The sequence below is a fragment of the Micromonospora sp. RL09-050-HVF-A genome (assembly GCF_019374995.1).
Taxonomy (GTDB): domain Bacteria; phylum Actinomycetota; class Actinomycetes; order Mycobacteriales; family Micromonosporaceae; genus Micromonospora; species Micromonospora antibiotica.
The window spans coordinates 1,476,239-1,494,573 of the sequence record NZ_JAGKQP010000002.1 but is presented as its reverse complement, the minus strand read 5'-3'; the positions used below and the strand labels follow the sequence as shown (position 1 = coordinate 1,494,573).

General features: G+C 70.9%; 16 protein-coding genes. 13 read left to right on the top strand and 3 right to left on the bottom strand.

Going from position 1 to position 18,335, the window contains the following annotated elements; translation table 11 throughout:
- The first annotated feature begins 31 nt into the window (after positions 1 to 31).
- From J7462_RS06885 to J7462_RS06860, 6 genes are all read left to right on the top strand, one after another.
- Complete coding sequence (locus J7462_RS06885; RefSeq protein ID WP_219462799.1) at positions 32 to 1,669, top strand: extracellular solute-binding protein; 1,638 nt, start codon at positions 32 to 34, stop codon at positions 1,667 to 1,669.
- An 89-nt stretch (positions 1,670 to 1,758) separates the two neighbouring features.
- On the top strand, positions 1,759 to 3,312 hold the full coding sequence (locus J7462_RS06880) for a xylan 1,4-beta-xylosidase (RefSeq protein ID WP_219462797.1): 1,554 nt from the start codon (positions 1,759 to 1,761) through the stop codon (positions 3,310 to 3,312).
- Positions 3,309 to 3,992: a DUF624 domain-containing protein gene (locus J7462_RS06875; RefSeq protein ID WP_219462794.1), complete on the top strand. Its 684-nt coding sequence runs from the start codon at positions 3,309 to 3,311 to the stop codon at positions 3,990 to 3,992. The genes J7462_RS06880 and J7462_RS06875 overlap by 4 nt, the downstream gene beginning before the upstream one ends.
- Entirely contained in the window at positions 3,989 to 6,115 is a 2,127-nt protein-coding gene (locus J7462_RS06870; RefSeq protein WP_219462792.1) for an alpha-glucuronidase, read from the top strand. The genes J7462_RS06875 and J7462_RS06870 overlap by 4 nt, the downstream gene beginning before the upstream one ends.
- A 67-nt stretch (positions 6,116 to 6,182) precedes the next feature.
- Positions 6,183 to 6,626 (top strand): helix-turn-helix transcriptional regulator, encoded by a 444-nt coding sequence (locus tag J7462_RS06865; protein WP_219462790.1) that lies wholly within the window; start codon positions 6,183 to 6,185, stop codon positions 6,624 to 6,626.
- A gap of 10 nt (positions 6,627 to 6,636) precedes the next feature.
- Positions 6,637 to 7,047, top strand: coding sequence for a VOC family protein (locus J7462_RS06860; protein WP_219462789.1), 411 nt, complete (start codon positions 6,637 to 6,639; stop codon positions 7,045 to 7,047).
- A gap of 26 nt (positions 7,048 to 7,073) precedes the next feature.
- Here J7462_RS06860 and J7462_RS06855 read toward each other — a convergent pair whose 3' ends face one another.
- The 3 genes from J7462_RS06855 to manD form a co-directional block, all read right to left on the bottom strand.
- Entirely contained in the window at positions 7,074 to 7,361 is a 288-nt protein-coding gene (locus tag J7462_RS06855; protein ID WP_219462787.1) for a hypothetical protein, read from the bottom strand.
- 154 nt (positions 7,362 to 7,515) lie between these two features.
- Complete coding sequence (locus tag J7462_RS06850) at positions 7,516 to 7,893, bottom strand: hypothetical protein (RefSeq protein ID WP_219462785.1); 378 nt, start codon at positions 7,891 to 7,893, stop codon at positions 7,516 to 7,518.
- Positions 7,894 to 7,982: 89 nt separating this feature from the next.
- Complete coding sequence (manD, locus tag J7462_RS06845; RefSeq protein ID WP_219462783.1) at positions 7,983 to 9,191, bottom strand: D-mannonate dehydratase ManD; 1,209 nt, start codon at positions 9,189 to 9,191, stop codon at positions 7,983 to 7,985.
- Positions 9,192 to 9,575: 384 nt separating this feature from the next.
- On the opposite strand from manD, the gene araB reads away from it, so the two are divergent.
- The 7 genes from araB (at position 9,576) to araA (ending at position 18,331) form a co-directional block, all read left to right on the top strand.
- The gene (gene araB, locus J7462_RS06840; protein WP_219462781.1) at positions 9,576 to 11,273 is read left to right on the top strand and encodes a ribulokinase; all 1,698 of its coding nucleotides are present in this window, start codon (positions 9,576 to 9,578) and stop codon (positions 11,271 to 11,273) included.
- Positions 11,270 to 11,947 carry an L-ribulose-5-phosphate 4-epimerase gene (locus J7462_RS06835; protein WP_219462775.1) on the top strand — a complete coding sequence of 226 codons (678 nt, stop codon included), beginning with the start codon at positions 11,270 to 11,272 and terminating at the stop codon, positions 11,945 to 11,947. Before araB ends, J7462_RS06835 begins: the two co-directional genes overlap by 4 nt.
- A 167-nt stretch (positions 11,948 to 12,114) precedes the next feature.
- Positions 12,115 to 13,128: an ABC transporter substrate-binding protein gene (locus J7462_RS06830; protein ID WP_219462773.1), complete on the top strand. Its 1,014-nt coding sequence runs from the start codon at positions 12,115 to 12,117 to the stop codon at positions 13,126 to 13,128.
- Between the two features lie 62 nt (positions 13,129 to 13,190).
- Entirely contained in the window at positions 13,191 to 14,738 is a 1,548-nt protein-coding gene (locus tag J7462_RS06825; protein ID WP_219462771.1) for a sugar ABC transporter ATP-binding protein, read from the top strand.
- Positions 14,735 to 15,805 (top strand): ABC transporter permease, encoded by a 1,071-nt coding sequence (locus tag J7462_RS06820; RefSeq protein WP_208566692.1) that lies wholly within the window; start codon positions 14,735 to 14,737, stop codon positions 15,803 to 15,805. The genes J7462_RS06825 and J7462_RS06820 overlap by 4 nt, the downstream gene beginning before the upstream one ends.
- Positions 15,802 to 16,794 (top strand): galactofuranose ABC transporter, permease protein YjfF, encoded by a 993-nt coding sequence (gene yjfF, locus J7462_RS06815; protein ID WP_219462770.1) that lies wholly within the window; start codon positions 15,802 to 15,804, stop codon positions 16,792 to 16,794. Before J7462_RS06820 ends, yjfF begins: the two co-directional genes overlap by 4 nt.
- A gap of 31 nt (positions 16,795 to 16,825) precedes the next feature.
- On the top strand, positions 16,826 to 18,331 hold the full coding sequence (gene araA / locus J7462_RS06810) for an L-arabinose isomerase (RefSeq protein ID WP_208566690.1): 1,506 nt from the start codon (positions 16,826 to 16,828) through the stop codon (positions 18,329 to 18,331).
- Positions 18,332 to 18,335 lie beyond the last annotated feature (4 nt).

Below are 18,335 nucleotides of genomic sequence, written 5' to 3'. Positions count from 1 at the left end.
ACCCCACACCACCCGATCGAAAGGACGAGCCATGTTCCACAGGACGTGGCGCCGCGTGGCGATAGCCACTGCCGGGCTGCTCACCCTCACCCTCGTCGGGGCCTGCTCCGACGACGCCCCGGAGGCCAAGAACCTCGACGGCAACCGGGCCGGCGCGATGGCCGACTACGGGATCGACAAGCAGTTCAAGGCCACCGAACCGCTGTCCTTCTCCATCCTCTACAACAACCATCCGAACTATCCGCTCAAGGACGACTGGTTGTTCTGGTCGGAGCTGACCAAGCGGACCAACGTCAAGCTCGCCCCGGTTGCCGTGCCGCTGAGCGACTACGAGCAGAAGCGCAGCCTGCTGATCGGTGCCGGCGACGCCCCACTGATCATGCCGAAGACCTATCACCCGCAGGAGAACGCCTTCGTCTCCTCCGGCGCGATCCTGCCGGTGAGCGACTACCTGGACCTGATGCCCAACCTCAAGGACAAGATCGCCAAGTGGAACCTCCAACCGGAGTTCGACACGCTGCGACAGTCCGACGGCAAGTTCTACCTGCTGCCCGGCCTGCACGAGAAGCCGTGGGCGGAGTACTCGATCGCGGTGCGTACCGACATCCTCCAGCAGCTCAACCTCCAGATCCCCAAGACCTGGGACGAGCTGTACACCGTGCTCAAGGCGATGAAGGCGCGCTACCCCGACTCGTACCCGTACTCGGACCGGTGGAGCAAGCCGAACCCGGGCGGTGAGCTGCTGAGCATCGTCGGCGCCGCGCACGGCATCCGGACCGGCTGGAGCTGGAACCCCGCCACCTGGGACCCGGCGGCGAAGAAGTTCGTCTACACCGGCGCCACCGAGCAGTACAAGCAGGTGATCGTCTACCTCAACAAGCTGGTCGCCGAGAAGCTGCTCGACCCGGAGAGCTTCACCCAGACCGATGAGCAGGCCAGGCAGAAGCTCGCCAACGGCAAGTCCTTCGTCATCGGCAGCAACGCCCAGACCCTGGTCAACGACTACCGCCCCGACCTGGCCAAGACCCTGCCGAACGCCAAGCTGACGAAGATCCCGCTGCTGGTCGGCCCGGCCGGCGAGATCAACCCGGCCAGCCGGCTGGAGAACGGCATCATGATCTCCAAGAAGGCCCGGGACAGCAAGAACTTCGTGGCGATGATGCAGTTCATCGACTGGCTGTACTACTCCGAGGCCGGCGAGGAGTTCGCCAAGTGGGGCGTCGAGGGCACCACCTTCACCAGGGACGCCGCTGGCAAGTACACCCTGAACCCCGACGTCGACATGATCGGGCTCAACCCCAAGGGCAGCAAGCACCTGCAGAAGGACTTCGGCTTCGGCAACGGGGTGTTCTCCTACGGCGGCAAGCTCGACCTGGTGCAGTCGTTCTTCTCGCCGGAGGAGATGGAGTTCCAGAAGGTGATGAACGCCCGGACGCCGCTGCCGGTGGACCCGCCGGCCCCGCTCACCGACGAGGAGCGGGAGCAGGCGTCGCTGTGGGAGACCCCGCTGAAGGACCACGTCGTGCAGAACACGCTGAAGTTCATCCTCGGCCAGCGTCCCCTCACCGAGTGGGACGCCTACGTCGGTGAGCTGAAGGCCAAGAACGCCGACCAGTACATCGGCCTGGTCAACAAGGCGCACGAGCGGTTCGAGAAGGACAACGGCTGACCGACCCGGTCCGACCCGGTCCGGCCGGGCCCTGCCACGGGCCCGGCCGGACCGGTCACCGACGCGGCGACCACCGGAGGACGACCACGATGCGGATCACCGTTCCCGCCCAGCCCGTGGGGCGGCTCACCGACGCCTGGCGGCACTGTGTCGGCACCGGGCGCTTCGAGCTGGCCCTGCGCCGCGACTACCAGGACTCGCTGGCCCTGATCCAGCAGGACATCGGCTTCCGGCACATCCGCGGGCACGGCCTGCTCAGCGACGGCGTCGGTGTCCACCGTCCCTACCAGCACGGCGGCGAACGGCGGGTGCACCACTCCTTCACGTACGTCGACCAGGTCGTCGACGCCTACCTCGGGCTGGGCGTCCGACCCTTCGTGGAGTTGGGCTTCATGCCCGAGGCGCTGGCCTCCGGCGAGCAGACGGTGTTCTGGTGGCAGGGCAACGTCACCCCACCCCGCTGCTGGTCGGAGTGGGCCGACCTGGTCCGCGCCACGGTGGCCCACCTGGTCGACCGGTACGGCCTCGACGAGGTGCGGGGCTGGCCGATCGAGGTGTGGAACGAGCCCAACCTGCCCGACTTCTGGCAGGGTGCGGACCGGGACGCCTACCACCGCCTCTACGAGGTCACCGCGCACGCGGTCAAGGAGGTCGACGCCGGGTTGCAGGTCGGCGGCCCGGCCATCTCACCCGGCGCGGACGACTGGCTGGAACCCTTCGCCGACTTCGTCGCCGCACGCGGCGTGCCTGTCGACTTCGTCAGCCGGCACGCCTACACCTCCGGTCCCGCCCAGCACGTACCCTTCGGCACCCACCAGACGCTGGCCCCGGCGTCGTCGCTGCTGGAGCAGTTCGCCGCGCCCCGGCGGCATCTGTACGGCACCGCCCTGGCGGAGCTGCCGGTGCACATCACCGAGTTCAACTCCTCCTACCGGCCGGACAACCCGATCCACGACACGGCCTTCCACGCCGCGTACCTGGCCCCGGTGCTGGCGGCCGGCGGTGACCTGGTCGACTCCTTCTCGTACTGGACGTTCAGCGACATGTTCGAGGAGACGGGGGTGCCGACCGCGCTGTTCCACGGCGGGTTCGGCCTGCTCACCCACCGGCAGATCAAGAAACCCACCTACCACCTGTACGCCTTCATGGCCCGCCTCGGCGACGAGGTGCTGGCGCGCGGTGCGGACCACCTGGTCACCCGGCATCCCGACGGCCGGGTCGCCGTGCTGGCCTGGGCGCCGGTGGACGTGACGGGCCACACGCCGGTGCCCGACCGGCACCCGCTGGCCCTGTCGGTGCCGGTGGGCCCGCCCGGTGCCTCGTCGGTGTTCCTGCTCCGCTCGTCGGTCAGCGAGGAGGCCGGTAACGCCTGGACCGCCTGGAGCGAGATGGGCCGTCCCCGGTCTCCCCGCCCAGGGCAGTTGGACAGCCTGCGGGAGGCCGCCGAGCCGGCCCGCTCCCACCGGGCCCTGCCGGTCACCGCCGGCCGGGTCGACCTCGACCTCACCCTGGCCCGGCACGAGGTCACCCTGGTCGAGTTGGCGGCGGTGCGCGACGAGACCCCGCCGTGGTGGGACGAGGCCCGGCTGCTCGGCGGCCCCACCGAGCGCACCCCGCCGACGAACCGGGACGAGCGGTCGTGAGCGCGCAGCCCTGGCGGGAGTTCGGCGACGGTCCACTGTCGCGGGCCGCCGCGTCGATCTACACGGTGCTCGTCGTCGGGCTGCTGCTGGCACTGGTCACCCTGCCCGGACTGGTCCCGCTGCTCCTGCTCGGCCGGGACGCCAGCAACCTGCCGCTGGTCGCGGTCTGCCTGCTCCCCGTCGGCCCGGCGGTCTCCGCCGCCCTGTACGCCCTGTACCACCAACGCCCCGACCTGACCGACCTGCATCCCGCGGCCCGGTTCTGGCAGGGCTACCGGGCCAACCTGCCGCAGGTGCTGCGGCTCTGGGTGCCGCTGCTGCTGTGGCTGACCGTCCTCGGGGTCAACCTCACCCACCTGTCCGCCGCGGGCGTCCCGGCCGGCTGGGCGGTGCCGCTGGTCGGGCTCGGCGTGCTGCTCGTGCTGATCGGCGGCAACGCCCTGGTGATCGCCTCGCTGTTCACCTTCCGCACCCGCGACGTGCTGCGGCTGGCGGTGCACTTCCTGATCCGCACCCCGGGCGTCACCGTCGGCAACCTGCTGTTGCTGGCCGCCGCCGCGGCGCTCACCGTGCTCTTCTCCGAGGCGCTGCTGGCGTTGCTGGCCGTGCTGTTCGTCGTGGCGTACCTGCGGGTCGCCACGGCGATGACCGACATCGTGCGGAAGGACTTCACCGGATGACCAGGCCCGTCACCGTCCCGGCCGGAGTGAGCGGCGCCGGGGAACCCCGGCCGCATCCCGCCTGGCTGCCGCCGGAGGCGTGGCGGCCCCTCGGCGTACGCCGGGTGCTGGTGCACGGCGACGGTCTGCTGGTCGACACGGTCTTCGCCGAGGTGGCGCAGGCCTGCGCCGCACACGGCGGACGGGTGGACCGCACCGGCACCGGCACCGACGGCGCGTCGGCGGTCGACCCCGTCGACCTGGTGCTCGCCCTGCGTGACCCGGGACCGCTGCCGTCGGCGGTGCCGGCCGCCGTCACGGCGGTCCCGGCCCCCGACGGGCCGCTCGGCGACGAGGGGTTCCTGCTGACCCGGGTCGACGACGTGACGGTGGTGCTGGCCGACGCCCCGGCCGGGCTGCTGTACGGGCTGTTCCACCTGGTCCGGCTCGGCGAGGCCGCCCACACCGGGGACCATCCGGCGCGGGCGCACCGACCCGCGCTGCGCCGCCGGATGCTCGACCACTGGGACAACGTGGCCGTGCACCCGGTGATGGGGCAGGTGGAGCGCGGCTACGCCGGCGGCTCGATCTTCTGGCGCGACGGCGGCCCGCGCGGCGACCGGGACCGGCTGCGGGCGTACGGCCGGCTGCTCGCCGCCATGGGCGTCAACGCGATCTCGGTCAACAACGTCAACGTGGGCCTGACCGAGGCGCGGCTGTTGACCGACCGGCTCGACGACGTGGTCGACCTCGCCGACCTGCTGCGCCCGTACGGCATCCGGGTGCACCTGTCGGTGACCTTCGCCGCTCCCGTGGTCCTCGGTGGCCTGCCCACCGCCGACCCCCTCGACGACGGCGTGCGGGACTGGTGGGAGAGCACCACCCGCCGGGTCTACGCGCGCATCCCCGACTTCGGCGGGTACGTGGTGAAGGCCGACTCGGAGGGGCAGCCCGGCCCGTTCAGCTACGGGCGCGACCACGCCGACGGGGCGAACCTGCTGGCCGCCGCGCTCGCCCCGCACGGGGCAGTGGTGCACTGGCGGGCGTTCGTCTACGACCACCGGCAGGACTGGCGGGACCGGACGACCGACCGGGCCCGCGCCGCGTACGACCACTTCGCCCCACTGGACGGGCGGTTCGCCGACAACGTCGTCCTCCAGGTGAAGTTCGGCCCGGTCGACTTCCAGCCCCGGGAGCCGGTGTCGCCGGTGATCGCGGCGATGCCGGCCACCCGGGTGGCGGTGGAGTTGCAGGTGACCCAGGAGTACACCGGCCAGCAGTGGCACGCGTGCTACCTCGCCCCCTGGTGGCACGAGGTGCTGGCCTTCCGGCCGTGGGGGCCGGCGGAGCGCAGCGTCACCGACGTGCTGGCGGACGTGCCCGGTCCCGGGCCGCACCGGGGTGGTGACCTGGTCGCCGTCGCCAACGTCGGTGACGACCCGTTCTGGTGCGGGCACCCGCTCGCCCAGGCCAACCTGTACGCCTTCGGGCGGCTGGCCTGGGATCCGGGCCTGGCGGCCGACGTGATCCTCGACGAGTGGATCGACCTGACCTTCCCGGCGTCGACGGTGGGTGACCCGGCGTTGGTCCGTGAGACGCTGCACGCGGTGCTCGACGACTCCTGGCGCACCTACGAGCGCTACACCGCCCCGTTGGGGGTCGGCTTCATGGTCAATCCGGCCGGTCACTACGGGCCGGGGGTGGACGGCTACGAGTACAGCCGGTGGGGCACCTACCACTTCGCCGACCGTGACGGCGTCGGCGTGGACCGGACCTGCGCGACCGGCACCGGTTTCGCCGGGCAGTACCCGCCGCCCTGGTCCCAGGTGTACGAGTCGCTGGAGCGGTGCCCGGACGAGCTGCTGCTGTTCTTCCACCACGTGCCCTACTCGCACGTCCTGCACAGCGGCGTCACCGTCATCCAGCACATCTACGACACGCACTTCTCCGGGGTGGCGGAGGTGGTGGCGATGCGGGACCGGTGGACCCGGCTCGCCGGGGTGATCGACCAGGCGGTGTACGACCGGGTCGTCGAGCGTCTCGACGAGCAGTTGCGCTGTGCGACCGAGTGGCGGGACCAGGTCAACACGTACTTCTTCCGCAAGTCCGGGGTGCCCGACGCCCGGGGCCGCCGCATCCACTGACCAGCACCGCGTATCCGGCCGGCGTGGGCCGACCCGCCGGACGCCGGGACGTGGCACGATCACGGGGGTGAGCAGCAGATCCGCCCCCGACCAGCAGCTCCGCGACCTGGCCCGGCTGCGCCGGGTGCGGGACCGCATCGACCGGGAGTACGCCCGACCGCTGGACGTCGAGGCGCTCGCCCGGGGCGTGCACATGTCGGCCGGTCACCTGAGCCGGCAGTTCCGCCGCGCCTACGGCGAGTCACCGTACTCCTATCTGATGACCCGGCGCATCGAGCGGGCGATGGCGCTGCTGCGTCGGGGCGACCTCAGCGTCACCGAGGTCTGCTTCGCGGTCGGCTGCTCGTCGCTGGGCACCTTCAGCACCCGCTTCGCCGAGCTGGTCGGCATGCCGCCGAGCAGCTACCGGACGCTGGCGGAGCAGGGGTCGGCCCAGTTGCCGCCGTGCCTGACCAAACAGGTGACCCGACCGGTCAGGAATCGAGAAGCACCCGCCACGATCATCACCTAGCGTGAGCGGCATGGATCTCACCATCGACACCTGCGTCCTGCCGCACGACGACCCGGACGCCTCGCTGGTCTTCTACCGCGACATCCTCGGCTTCGAGGTCCGCAACGACGTCGGCTCGGGCAAGATGCGCTGGATCACCGTCGGGCCACCCGGCCAGCCCGGCACGTCGATCCTGCTGGCCCCACCGGCGGTCGACCCCGGGGTCACCGACGAGGAACGCCGGACCATCGCCGAGATGATGGCCAAGGGCACCTACGGCTGGCTCATGCTGGCCACCCCCGACCTCGACGGCACCTTCGAGACGGTACAGGCCAGTGCCGCCGAGGTCGTCCAGGAGCCGATCGACCAGCCGTACGGGGTGCGCGACTGCGCCTTCCGCGACCCGGCCGGCAACCTGATCCGCGTCAAGCAGCTGCGCTGACCCCGCCCGTCCGGTGGGGTGCACGGTCAGCAGTAGGTCCAGTCGCCCCACTGGTCGGTCGGTACGTTGCAGGTGCTGCCCCGGGCCCAGGTCCCGTTGGAATAGTAGAAGTTGACGGTCACGAACCCGCGCCACCACCAGCCGTAGAGCTGACCGTAGCCGGACGAGTCGAGCGGGATCGAGGGGGAGTAGACCCAGTCGCCTGACTGGTTGTATCCCTCCAGGTAGACGAACCCGTAGGCCGGGCCGCTGTAGTTGAACGCGATCTGCTGACCGTTGGAGCCGGCCACCGCAGGCGGGGCGGCGGCGGTCACGGCCGCCATCGTGACGGCCGCACCGACAGCGATCCTGCCGATTCTCGTCGGTATCCGCATGTTCACCTCTTCTGACCGTGGCGTCGACGTGGCTGGCGGTGGCCGCAGGCGCGCGGGCCGGGTCTCCTGCCGCCGGCGGGACCGGCGGTGACCGTCAGAAGCAGGAGGTCCAGTCCGAACCGCTCTGCTCGGTCGGTACCCAGCAGGTACGGCTGTCCCGGCTGGTCCCGTCGGCGTAGTAGAAGTGCACGGTGACCCACCCCTTCCACCACCAGTCGCTCAACGCCCCGTAGCCGGTGGCGCCGAGGTAGATCGACGGGGAGGTCACGTACTGCCCGTTGTTGTTGGAGCCCTCGAGGGTGGCGCGGCCCCAGGCGGGACCCCAGTCGAAGTAGACCTGTTGCCCGTTCGAGCCGGCCCGGGCCGGCGTCCCGGCGGACAGGCCGCCGGCCACACCCACCGCCACCGCGACTGTCGTGGCGAGGAGCCGGCCCGTCCGGGCCCGGCCCGCGCCGGTCCGTGCTGTCGTCATGACACCATCCTCACCCTACTGTGGCCGCCTGTGTACGTACGGTAGACCCCGGCGGGGTGGATGCCCAGACGTCCCCGGCGGTCCCGCGCTCACCAGGGGTGGACGGTGCCGTCCTCCAGCCGGTTGACCGGCAGGTACGCCGGGGCGTACGGGTAGCGGGCCGCCGCCTGTTCGTCGATGTCCACCCCGAGGCCGGGGGTTTCCGCCGGGTGCAGGTAGCCGTCGGCGTAGTGGTAGCCGTGCGGGAAGACCTCGTCGGTGGCGTCGGTGTGCCGCATGTACTCCTGCAGCCCGAAGTTGGGGATGGCCAGGTCGACGTGGAGGGCGGCGGCCATGCAGACGGGGGAGAGGTCGGTGGCCCCGTGCGAGCCGCTGCGCACGTGGTGCAGCGCCGCCAGGTCGAAGATGCGTCGCAGGTGGGTGATCCCACCGGCGTGCACCACCGTGGTGCGGATGTAGTCGATGAGCTGTTCCCGGATGAGCTGGGCGGCGTCCCAGATGGTGTTGAACACCTCGCCGACGGCGACCGGGGTGGTGGTGTGCTGCCGGATCAGCCGGAAGCCCTCCGGCAACTCGGCGGGGACCGGGTCCTCCATCCAGGTCAGCGCGTACGGTTCCAGGCTCTTGCCGAGCCGGGCGGCCTCGATCGGGCTGAGCCGGTGGTGCACGTCGTGCAGCAGCCGCAGGGTGGGGCCGAACTCGTCGCGTACCCGGGCGAAGACCGTCGGGACGTGCGCGAGGTAACGCGCGGTGGACCAGGTGGCCTCGCTGGGCAGGGCCGCGTCGGCCGGCTCGTAGAACAGCTTGTCGGTGCTGACCCCGTAGGTCTTGGGTAGGCCGGGCACGCCGCACTGCACCCGGACGGCCCGGTAGCCGAGGTCGACGTAGCGGGCGACCTCGACCAGCACGTCCTCGACGGTCTCGCCGTTGGCGTGCCCGTAGACGGTGACCCCGTCGCGGGACCGGCCGCCGAGCAGCTGGTAGACCGGCAGGCCGGCGACCTTGCCCTTGATGTCCCACAGCGCGGTGTCCACGGCGGCGATGGCGCTCATCGTCACCGGCCCCCGTCGCCAGTAGGCGCCCTGGTAGAGGTACTGCCAGGTGTCCTCGATCCGGGCCGGGTCCCGCCCGATCAGCAGCGGCACCACGTGGTCGCGCAGGTAGGACGCGACGGCCAGCTCGCGGCCGTTGAGGGTGGCGTCCCCGACGCCGGTGACCCCCTCGTCGGTGACGATCTTGAGGGTGACGAAGTTGCGGCCCGGGCAGGTGACGATGACCCGGGCGTCGACGATCCGCACACGGCCTCCTTCGGGTGGCGACGAAGGCCGTGTGGTCCGCCGCGCGGACGAAGGCCGTGGTCCGTTCCGCGTGGGTGGCCGGTGGGCGGCGACGACGCCGGATGGCATCCGTCGTCGCCCGTCCGGCCCGGCTGTCGGCCCGCCACGTGGTCGCCCCGAAGTCTGGAACCGCCCGCGCGGGCGTGTCAAGGGCCGGCCCGGACGAAGGGATGTGACCGCTCACCTGGTCGTCGCATGCCGGCTGCTCGATGGCTGGTCGCAGCGGTGATGGTGGATGCCGTGCCGGGGCCGCTCAGGATGGTTACGGCAGTGTTACATGGATGCGCCTTGACGGATTCCATGTGAGCGCTAACACTTGCCCCCAACGATTGAACGGAGAACGGCATGGATGCAGGCGCGAACCCGCAGAACCGGTACGTCGTCGGCGTCGACTACGGCACGCTGTCGGGTCGGGCGCTGGTGGTGCGGGTCGGCGACGGCGCCGAGCTGGGCACGGCGGTGCACGAGTACCGCCACGCGGTGATGGAGACGACGCTCGCCGCCGACGGCCAGCCCCTGCCGGCCGACTGGGCGCTGCAGGACCCGGACGACTACCGCGAGGTGCTGCGCGAGGCGGTACCCGCCGCGCTCGCCGCGAGCGGCGTCGACCCGGCCCAGGTGGTCGCCATCGGCATCGACTTCACCGCCTGCACCGTGCTGCCCACCCTGGCCGACGGCACGCCGCTGTGCGAGCTGCCGGACCTGCGTACCCGCCCGCACGCCTGGGTGAAGCTGTGGAAGCACCACGCCGCCCAGCCGCAGGCCGACCGGATCAACGCGCTGGCCCACTCCCGGGGCGAGTCCTGGATCGGCCGCTACGGCGGCAAGATCTCCGCCGAGTGGCAGTACGCCAAGGGGCTGCAGCTGCTGGAGGAGGACCCGGAGGTCTACGCCCGCGCCGAGCGCTGGATCGAGGCAGCCGACTGGATCGTCTGGCAGCTGTGCGGCATCGAGACCCGTAACGTCTGTACCGCGGGCTACAAGGGGCTGCTCCAGGACGGCCACTACCCGTCCCCGGCCTACCTGTCCGCGCTGAACCCCGGCTTCGCCGACTTCGTCGCCAAGATCGACGGGCCGCTGGCGCAGCTCGGCACGCGGGCCGGCGGGCTCACCGCGCAGGCCGCCGCCTGGACCGGGCTGCCGGAGGGGATCGCGGTGGCCGTCGGCAACGTCGACGCCCACGTCACCGCCGCCGCCGCGCAGGCGCTGACCCCCGGTCGGTTGGTCGCCATCATGGGCACCTCCACCTGCCACGTGGTCAACGGTACCGAGCGGGCCGAGGTCGCCGGCATGTGCGGGGTGGTCGACGGCGGGATCAGCGCCGGCTCCTGGGGCTACGAGGCCGGCCAGAGCGGCGTCGGTGACATCTTCGGCTGGTTCGTCAAGCACGCCGCCCCCGCCGGGTTCGCCTCCCACGAGGAGCTGACCGCCGCCGCCGCGGCCCAGCCCGTCGGCGCACACGGCCTGGTGGCCCTGGACTGGTGGAACGGCAACCGCTCCCTGCTGGTCAACCACGACCTCAGCGGGGTGCTCGTCGGGCTGACCCTGGCCACCCGGCCGCCGGACGTCTACCGCGCGCTGCTGGAGTCCACCGCGTACGGCACCCGCATGATCATCGAGGCGTTCGCCGAGGCGGGCGTCCCGGTCGACGAGCTGATCGTGGCCGGCGGGCTCACCAACAACAGCCTGCTGATGCAGATCTACGCCGACGTGACCCGGCGTCCGCTGGGCATCATCGGTTCGGCGCAGGGTCCGGCCCTCGGGTCGGCGATCCACGCGGCGGTCGCGGCCGGGGCGTACCCCGACGTGCCGACCGCCTCGGCGGCGATGGGCCGGGTCGACCGCGAGGTCTACCGGCCCGACCCGGAGCGGGCCCGCGCCTACGACGCGCTCTACGCCGAGTACCGCCGGCTGCACGACCACTTCGGTCGGGGCGGCGACGACGTGCTGCTGCGGCTGCGGGCGATCCGCAACGCGGCCCGCCGCCCCGCCGTCAACCCCACGGCCGACCCGACCACCCACCCCCTGGAGGTGCCGGCATGACCCTCGACCTCGACGCCGAGGTGGCCCGGCTGCGCGAGCAGGTGGCCACCCTGCACGGCGAGCTGGTGCGCTACAACCTGGTGGCCTGGACGGCCGGCAACGTCTCGGCCCGGGTGCCCGGCCGGGAGCTGATGGTGATCAAGCCGAGCGGGGTGTCCTACGACGACCTGCGGCCCGACAACATGATCGTCTGCGACCTCGACGGGGTCGTGGTCGACGGTGACCTGTCACCGTCGAGCGACACCGCCGCCCACGCCTACGTCTACCGGGCGATGCCCGAGGTCGGCGGCGTGGTGCACACCCACAGCGGGTACGCCACCGCCTGGGCCGCCTGCGGCGAGGCGATCCCGTGCCACCTCACCGCCCAGGCCGACGAGTTCGGCGGCGAGATCCCGGTCGGTCCGTTCGCGCTCATCGGCGGCGACGACATCGGCAAGGGCATCGTGGCGACCCTGTCCGGGCACCGCTCACCGGCGGTGCTGATGCGCAACCACGGCGTGTTCACCATCGGCCGGGACGCCCGCTCGGCGGTGAAGGCCGCCGTCATGTGCGAGGACGTGGCCCGGACCGCGCACCTGGCCCGGTCGCTCGGCACCCCCGTGCCGATGGCCCAGGCCGACATCGACTCCCTCTACCACCGCTACCAGAACGTCTACGGGCAACCGGGGCCGTAACCGCGGCCCCGCCCGTCCTCGCCACCGGCCGCCCCGTGCGGTCCGGTCGATCCACCGCAACCCGATGCACCACCCCTGGAAGGTCCGGTCCGTCCGGCGTGCCGTCCGGCCGGTCCTTCCCGAAGTAGCACCATCCCCCACCTCATCCCCGTACAAGGAGTCTTCACATGGCGAAGACCGGTATTACCCTCACCCGACGTGGCCTCGGCGCGATGCTCGCCGTCGGCCTGCTGGCCGGCGGACTCGCCGGCTGCGGCAACAGCGACACCGGCGGTGACGACAAGAGCGGCGGCAGCGGCAGCGGCAAGCTGGTCATCGGCTTCTCGCAGGTCGGCGCGGAGAGCGGCTGGCGCACGGCGAACACCAACTCGATCAAGGAGTCGGCCACCGAGGCCGGCTACGAGCTGAAGTTCGACGACGCCCAGGGCAAGCAGGAGAACCAGATCAAGGCGATCCGCAACTTCATCCAGCAGAAGGTCGACGTGATCGCCTTCTCGCCGGTGGTGGAGTCGGGCTGGGACACCGTGCTCAAGGAGGCCAAGGACGCCAAGATCCCGGTGATCCTGACCGACCGGGCCGTCGACTCGGCCGACAAGAGCCTCTACAAGACCTTCATCGGCTCGGACTTCGTCAAGGAGGGCAAGCTCGCCGGCGAGTGGCTGGTCAAGGAGAAGTCGGCCGCGACCGGCCCGGTGAACATCGTGGAGCTGCAGGGCACCACCGGTTCGGCCCCGGCCAACGACCGCAAGAAGGGCTTCGCCGAGGCGATCGCCGCCAACCCCAACCTGAAGGTCGTCGCCTCGCAGAGCGGTGACTTCACCCGGGCCGGCGGCAAGCAGGTCATGGAGCAGTTCCTCAAGGCCAACCCGAAGATCGACGTGCTCTTCGCGCACAACGACGACATGGGCCTGGGTGCGCTGGAGGCGATCACCGCGGCGGGCAAGACGCCCGGCAAGGACATCACCATCATCACCATCGACGCGGTCAAGGACGGCATGCAGGCGCTGGCCGACGGCAAGTTCAACTTCATCGCGGAGTGCAGCCCGCTGCTCGGCCCGCAGCTGATGGACCTGGCCAAGAAGGTCAAGGCCGGCGAGGAGGTCCCCGCCCGGGTCGAGACCGAGGAGACCACCTTCACCCAGGAGCAGGCCAAGACTGCTCTGCCCAACCGGAAGTACTGATCTGACCGGAGGCCGCCGCGTTCGGCGCGGCGGCCTCCGCTTCCGAGGAAAGGTTCGGTGGGATGTCGGATAGGCATCCGGTCCTGACGATGACCGCGATCAGCAAGCTCTTCCCCGGGGTCCGCGCCCTCGACGGCGTCGACCTCCGGCTCTTCCCCGGTGAGGTGCACGCCCTGATGGGCGAGAACGGCGCCGGGAAGTCCACCCTCATCAAAGTGCTGACCGGCGTCTACGGCACCGATTCCGGCACCATCACACTCGACGGCGACGAGGTCTCCTTCTCCGGCCCGATGCAGGCCACCGCCGCCGGGGTGAGCACCGTCTACCAGGAGGTCAACCTCCTACCCAACCTGTCGGTGGCGGAGAACATCTACATCGGCCGGGAGCCGCGCCGGCTCGGCGCGGTCAACTGGCGCGAGATGCGCCGCCGGGCGCAGGAGCTGTTGGCCCGCATCGACCTGCACATCGACGTCAGCGAACTGCTCGGCAACTACTCACTGGCCGTGCAGCAGATGGTCGCGATCGCCCGCGCCGTCGACATCCGGGCCCGGGTGCTGATCCTCGACGAGCCCACCTCCAGCCTGGACGCCGACGAGGTGGCCCAGCTGATGCGGATCATGCGGCAGCTGCGCGACGACGGCATCGCGATCATCTTCGTCACCCACTTCCTCGACCAGGTGTACGCCATCGCCGACCGGATCACCGTGCTGCGCAACGGCCGGCTCGTCGGCGAGTACCTCACCAGCGAACTGCCGCAGATCGCGTTGGTGGAGAAGATGATCGGTAAGGAGCTGGACGCCCTGGAGCGCCTCGACGAGGCGACCAGCGGCGGCGACCGGGCGGCCCTCGAACAGGGCACCCCCCTGGTGGCGGCCGACGGGCTCGGCCGGTCCGGTTCCGTCGCGCCGTTCAGCCTCACCATCCACCAGGGCGAGGTGGTCGGCCTGGCCGGCCTGCTCGGCTCGGGGCGTACCGAGGTGGCCCGGTTGTTCTTCGGCGCGGACCGCGCCGATGCCGGCCGGCTCGCCGTGGACGGTGCCCCGGTGGCGATCCGCAACCCGGTGGCCGCCATCGACCGGGACATCGCGTTCTGCTCCGAGAACCGCCGCACCGAGGGACTGGTCGGCGAGCTGTCGGTGCGGGAGAACATCATCCTGGCCATGCAGGCGGCCCGGGGCTGGCTGCGGCCGGTGCCGCGCCGCCGGCAGGACGAACTGGTCCAGCACTGGATCAAGGCGCTGAGCATCCGGCCGGCCGATCCGGAGATGCCGGTGCGCAACCTGTCCGGCGGCAACCAGCAGAAGGTGCTGCTGGCCCGGTGGCTGATCACCGAACCCCGGCTGCTGATCCTCGACGAGCCGACCCGGGGCATCGACATCGGCGCCAAGACCGAGATCCAGCGTCTGGTGGCGCAGCTGTCCGACGGCGGAATGGCGGTGCTGTTCATCTCCGCCGAGCTGGAGGAGGTGCTGCGGCTCAGCCACAAGGTCGCCGTGATGCGCGACCGGCAGCTGGTCACCGAACTCACCAACGACGACAGCCTCGATGCCGCCCGCGTCATGCAGGTCATCGCCAGCGGCAGCTCCCAGGAAGGGTCGGTGCCGGCATGAGCACCGTACGGGCCCGCGCTGCGGGCGTCACCAGCCACCGGCTGTTCTGGCCGCTCGTGGTGCTGGTGCTGCTGCTGGTCGCGAACGCCGTCTACCGGCCGAGCTTCCTGTCGATCGAGCTGAAGAACGGCCACCTCTACGGCAGTCTGATCGACATCGTCCGGCTCAGCGCCCCGCTGATCCTGGTCGCCCTGGGCATGTCCCTGGTGATCGCCACCGGCGGCATCGACCTCTCGGTGGGTGCGGTGGCGGCGGTCGCCGGTGCGGTGGCCTGCCTCTACATCAGCGAGCAGCCCGACCAGAACAGTCTGGGCGTGGTGCTCACCGCGGTGGCGCTCGGCTTCGGGGTGGCCCTGCTGCTCGGTGCCTGGAACGGCATCCTGGTCGCCGGCATCGGCATCCAACCGATCATCGCCACGCTGATCCTGATGGTGGCCGGCCGGGGCCTGGCCCAGTTGATCGCCGAAGGGCAGATCATCACCATCAACAGCGGGCCCTACAAGGTGATCGGGGTGGGGCACCTGCTGACCCTGCCGTTCGCGATCGTCATCGCCCTCGCGGTGACCCTGCTGGTGGCGGTGCTGACCCGGCGTACCGCGCTCGGCATGATCATCGAGTCGGTCGGCGGCAACGCCGAGGCCAGCCGGTTGGCCGGCATCCGTTCCCGGCGGATCACCTTCCTGGTGTACGTGGTGAGCGCCGCCTGCGCGGCCATCGCCGGGTTCATGATGACGGCGAACGTCTCCAGCGCCGACGGCAACGCGGTCGGGCTCTGGGTCGAGCTGGACGCCATCCTGGCCGTGGTCATCGGCGGCACCGCGTTGGCCGGCGGCCGGTTCTACCTCGGCGGCACGGTGGTCGGCGCGTTGCTCATCCAGACCCTCACCACCTCGGTGTACGCCATGAACATCGACCCGCAGACGTCCCTGCTGTTCAAGGCGGTCGTGGTGATCGTGGTCTGTCTCATCCAGGCCCCGGCCTTCCGGGCGCGGTTCCGCCGTCGGCGCAGCGTCCCGGTGACTCCGGTGGAGCCGGTCGGCACAGAGAAGGAGCAGGTTCCGGCATGACCACGACCCCGTTGGCCGCCCGCCCGGGCCGTGCCTGGTGGCGGGTGCCACCCCGGCACGTGCCGGTGCTCGCCACCGCAGCGCTGCTGCTGGTTATGTACTCCATCGGTGTTTCGCAGTACCAGGCGTTCTCCAACATCCAGGTCGTCTTCAACGTCTTCATCGACAACGGCTTCCTGCTGGTCGTCGCGGTGGGGATGACCTTCGTCATCCTCACCGGGGGCATCGACCTGTCGGTCGGGTCGGTGGTGGCGATGACCGCGATGGTGTCGGCCTCCCTGCTGGGCAACGGCCTGCACCCCGCCCTGGTGCTGGTGATCGCGTTGCTGCTCGGCCCGATCCTCGGGTTCGCGATGGGCTGCGTGATCCACTTCTTCGACATCCAACCCTTCATCGTCACGCTGGCCGGGATGTTCTTCGCCCGGGGGGTGTGCACCTGGATCAGCACCACCTCGATCCCGATCACCGACGGGTTCTGGACCAGCGCCGCCCAGCACCGCATCCACCTCGGCGAGAACTTCGTCTCGGTCGGCGCGCTGATCGCCGTCGCGGTGGTGGCCGTGGCGGCGGCCGTGCTGGCGTACACCCGGCTCGGGCGCAACGTGTACGCCATCGGCGGCAACCAGCAGTCCGCGCTGCTGATGGGCCTGCCGGTGGGCCGTACGAAGATCGCGGTCTACACGATCAGCGGCCTCTGCTCGGCGATCGGCGGCATCCTGCTGTCGTTCTACACCCTGTCGGGTGCCCCGCTGATCGCGGTGGGCATGGAGTTGGACGTGATCGCGGCGGTCGTCATCGGCGGCACCCTGCTCACCGGCGGCTCCGGGTACGTCTTCGGCACCCTGCTCGGGGTGCTGGTGCTCAGCATCATCCAGACGTTGATCACCTTTGACGGCACGCTCAACTCGTGGTGGACCAAGATCGTCATTGGTGGCCTGCTGTTCGTGTTCATCCTGCTCCAACGCCTCGTTGGTATCCGTACCAAGTGACCCTCGCCAGTCCCACCGGAAGGCAACGCCCATGACCAACCCATCCCCGGTCGCCGAGGTCTGGTTCCTCACCGGCAGCCAGGGCCTGTACGGCCCGGAGACCCTGCGCCAGGTGGCCGAGCAGTCCCGACGGATCGCCGAACGGCTCGACGCCGACCCGGCCGTCCCGGCCCGGGTGGTCTGGAAGCCGGTGCTGACCTCCAGCGCCGAGATCCTGGCCGTCTGCCGCGACGCCGCCGTGCAGGGTGCGGTCGGGGTGATCGCGTGGATGCACACCTTCTCGCCGGCCAAGATGTGGATCTCGGGGCTGGACGCGCTGCGTACCCCGCTGCTGCACCTGCACACCCAGGCCAACGTGGAACTGCCCTGGTCCGAGATCGACATGGACTTCATGAACCTCAACCAGGCCGCCCACGGCGACCGGGAGTTCGGGTACGTCCAGACCCGGCTCGGTGTCGCCCGCAAGACCGTCGCCGGGCACGTCAGCGACCCCCGGGTCGCCGCCCGGATCGGCGCGTGGACCCGGGCCGCGATCGGGCACGCCGAGATGCGGTCGCTGCGGCTGGCCCGCTTCGGCGACAACATGCGCGACGTCGCGGTGACCGAGGGGGACAAGGTCGAGGCCGAGCTGCGCTTTGGCGTCTCGGTCAACACCTACGGGGTCAACGACCTGGTCGAGGCCGTCGACGCGGTCGCCGACGCGCGCATCGACGACCTGGTCAAGGAGTACGACGACAGCTACCGCCTGGTCGCCGCGCTGCGCTCCGGCGGCGACCGGCACGACTCGCTGCGCTACGCCGCCCGGATCGAGGCGGGGCTGCGCGACTTCCTCGACGCCGGTGGGTTCCGCGCCTTCACCACCAACTTCGAGGACCTGGGCGGGCTGCGCCAGCTGCCCGGCCTGGCCGTGCAGCGGTTGATGGCCGACGGGTACGGCTTCGGCGGCGAGGGCGACTGGAAGACCTCGGTGCTGGTGCGCACGCTCAAGTCGATGTCCGTCGGCACCACCGGTGGCACCTCGTTCATGGAGGACTACACCTACGACCTCACCCCGGGTCGGGAACTGGTGCTCGGGGCGCACATGCTGGAGGTCTGCCCGACCATCGCGGCGGCCACCCCGAACGTCGAGATCCACCCGCTGGGCATCGGTGGCCGGGAGGACCCGGTCCGGATGGTCTTCGACGCCCAGCCCGGCCCGGCCGTGGTGCTCGGCCTGGCCGACATGGGGGAGCGGTTCCGGCTGGTCGCCAACGAGATCGACGTGGTCGCGCCGCCGTACCCGCTGCCGAAGTTGCCGGTGGCGCGGGCGGTGTGGCGGCCCCGGCCGGACCTGGCCGCGTCGGCGGAGGCCTGGCTCACCGCCGGCGCCCCGCACCACACTGTGCTGTCCCAGGCCGTCGGGGTCGAGGAGCTGCACGACCTCGCCGAGATGGTCGGCACCGAACTGGTCGTCATCGACGCCGACACGACCCCCCGCCGGTTCGCCGACGAGCTGCGCTGGAACCAGGCCTACTACCGCCTGGCCCGGGGTTTCTGACCCG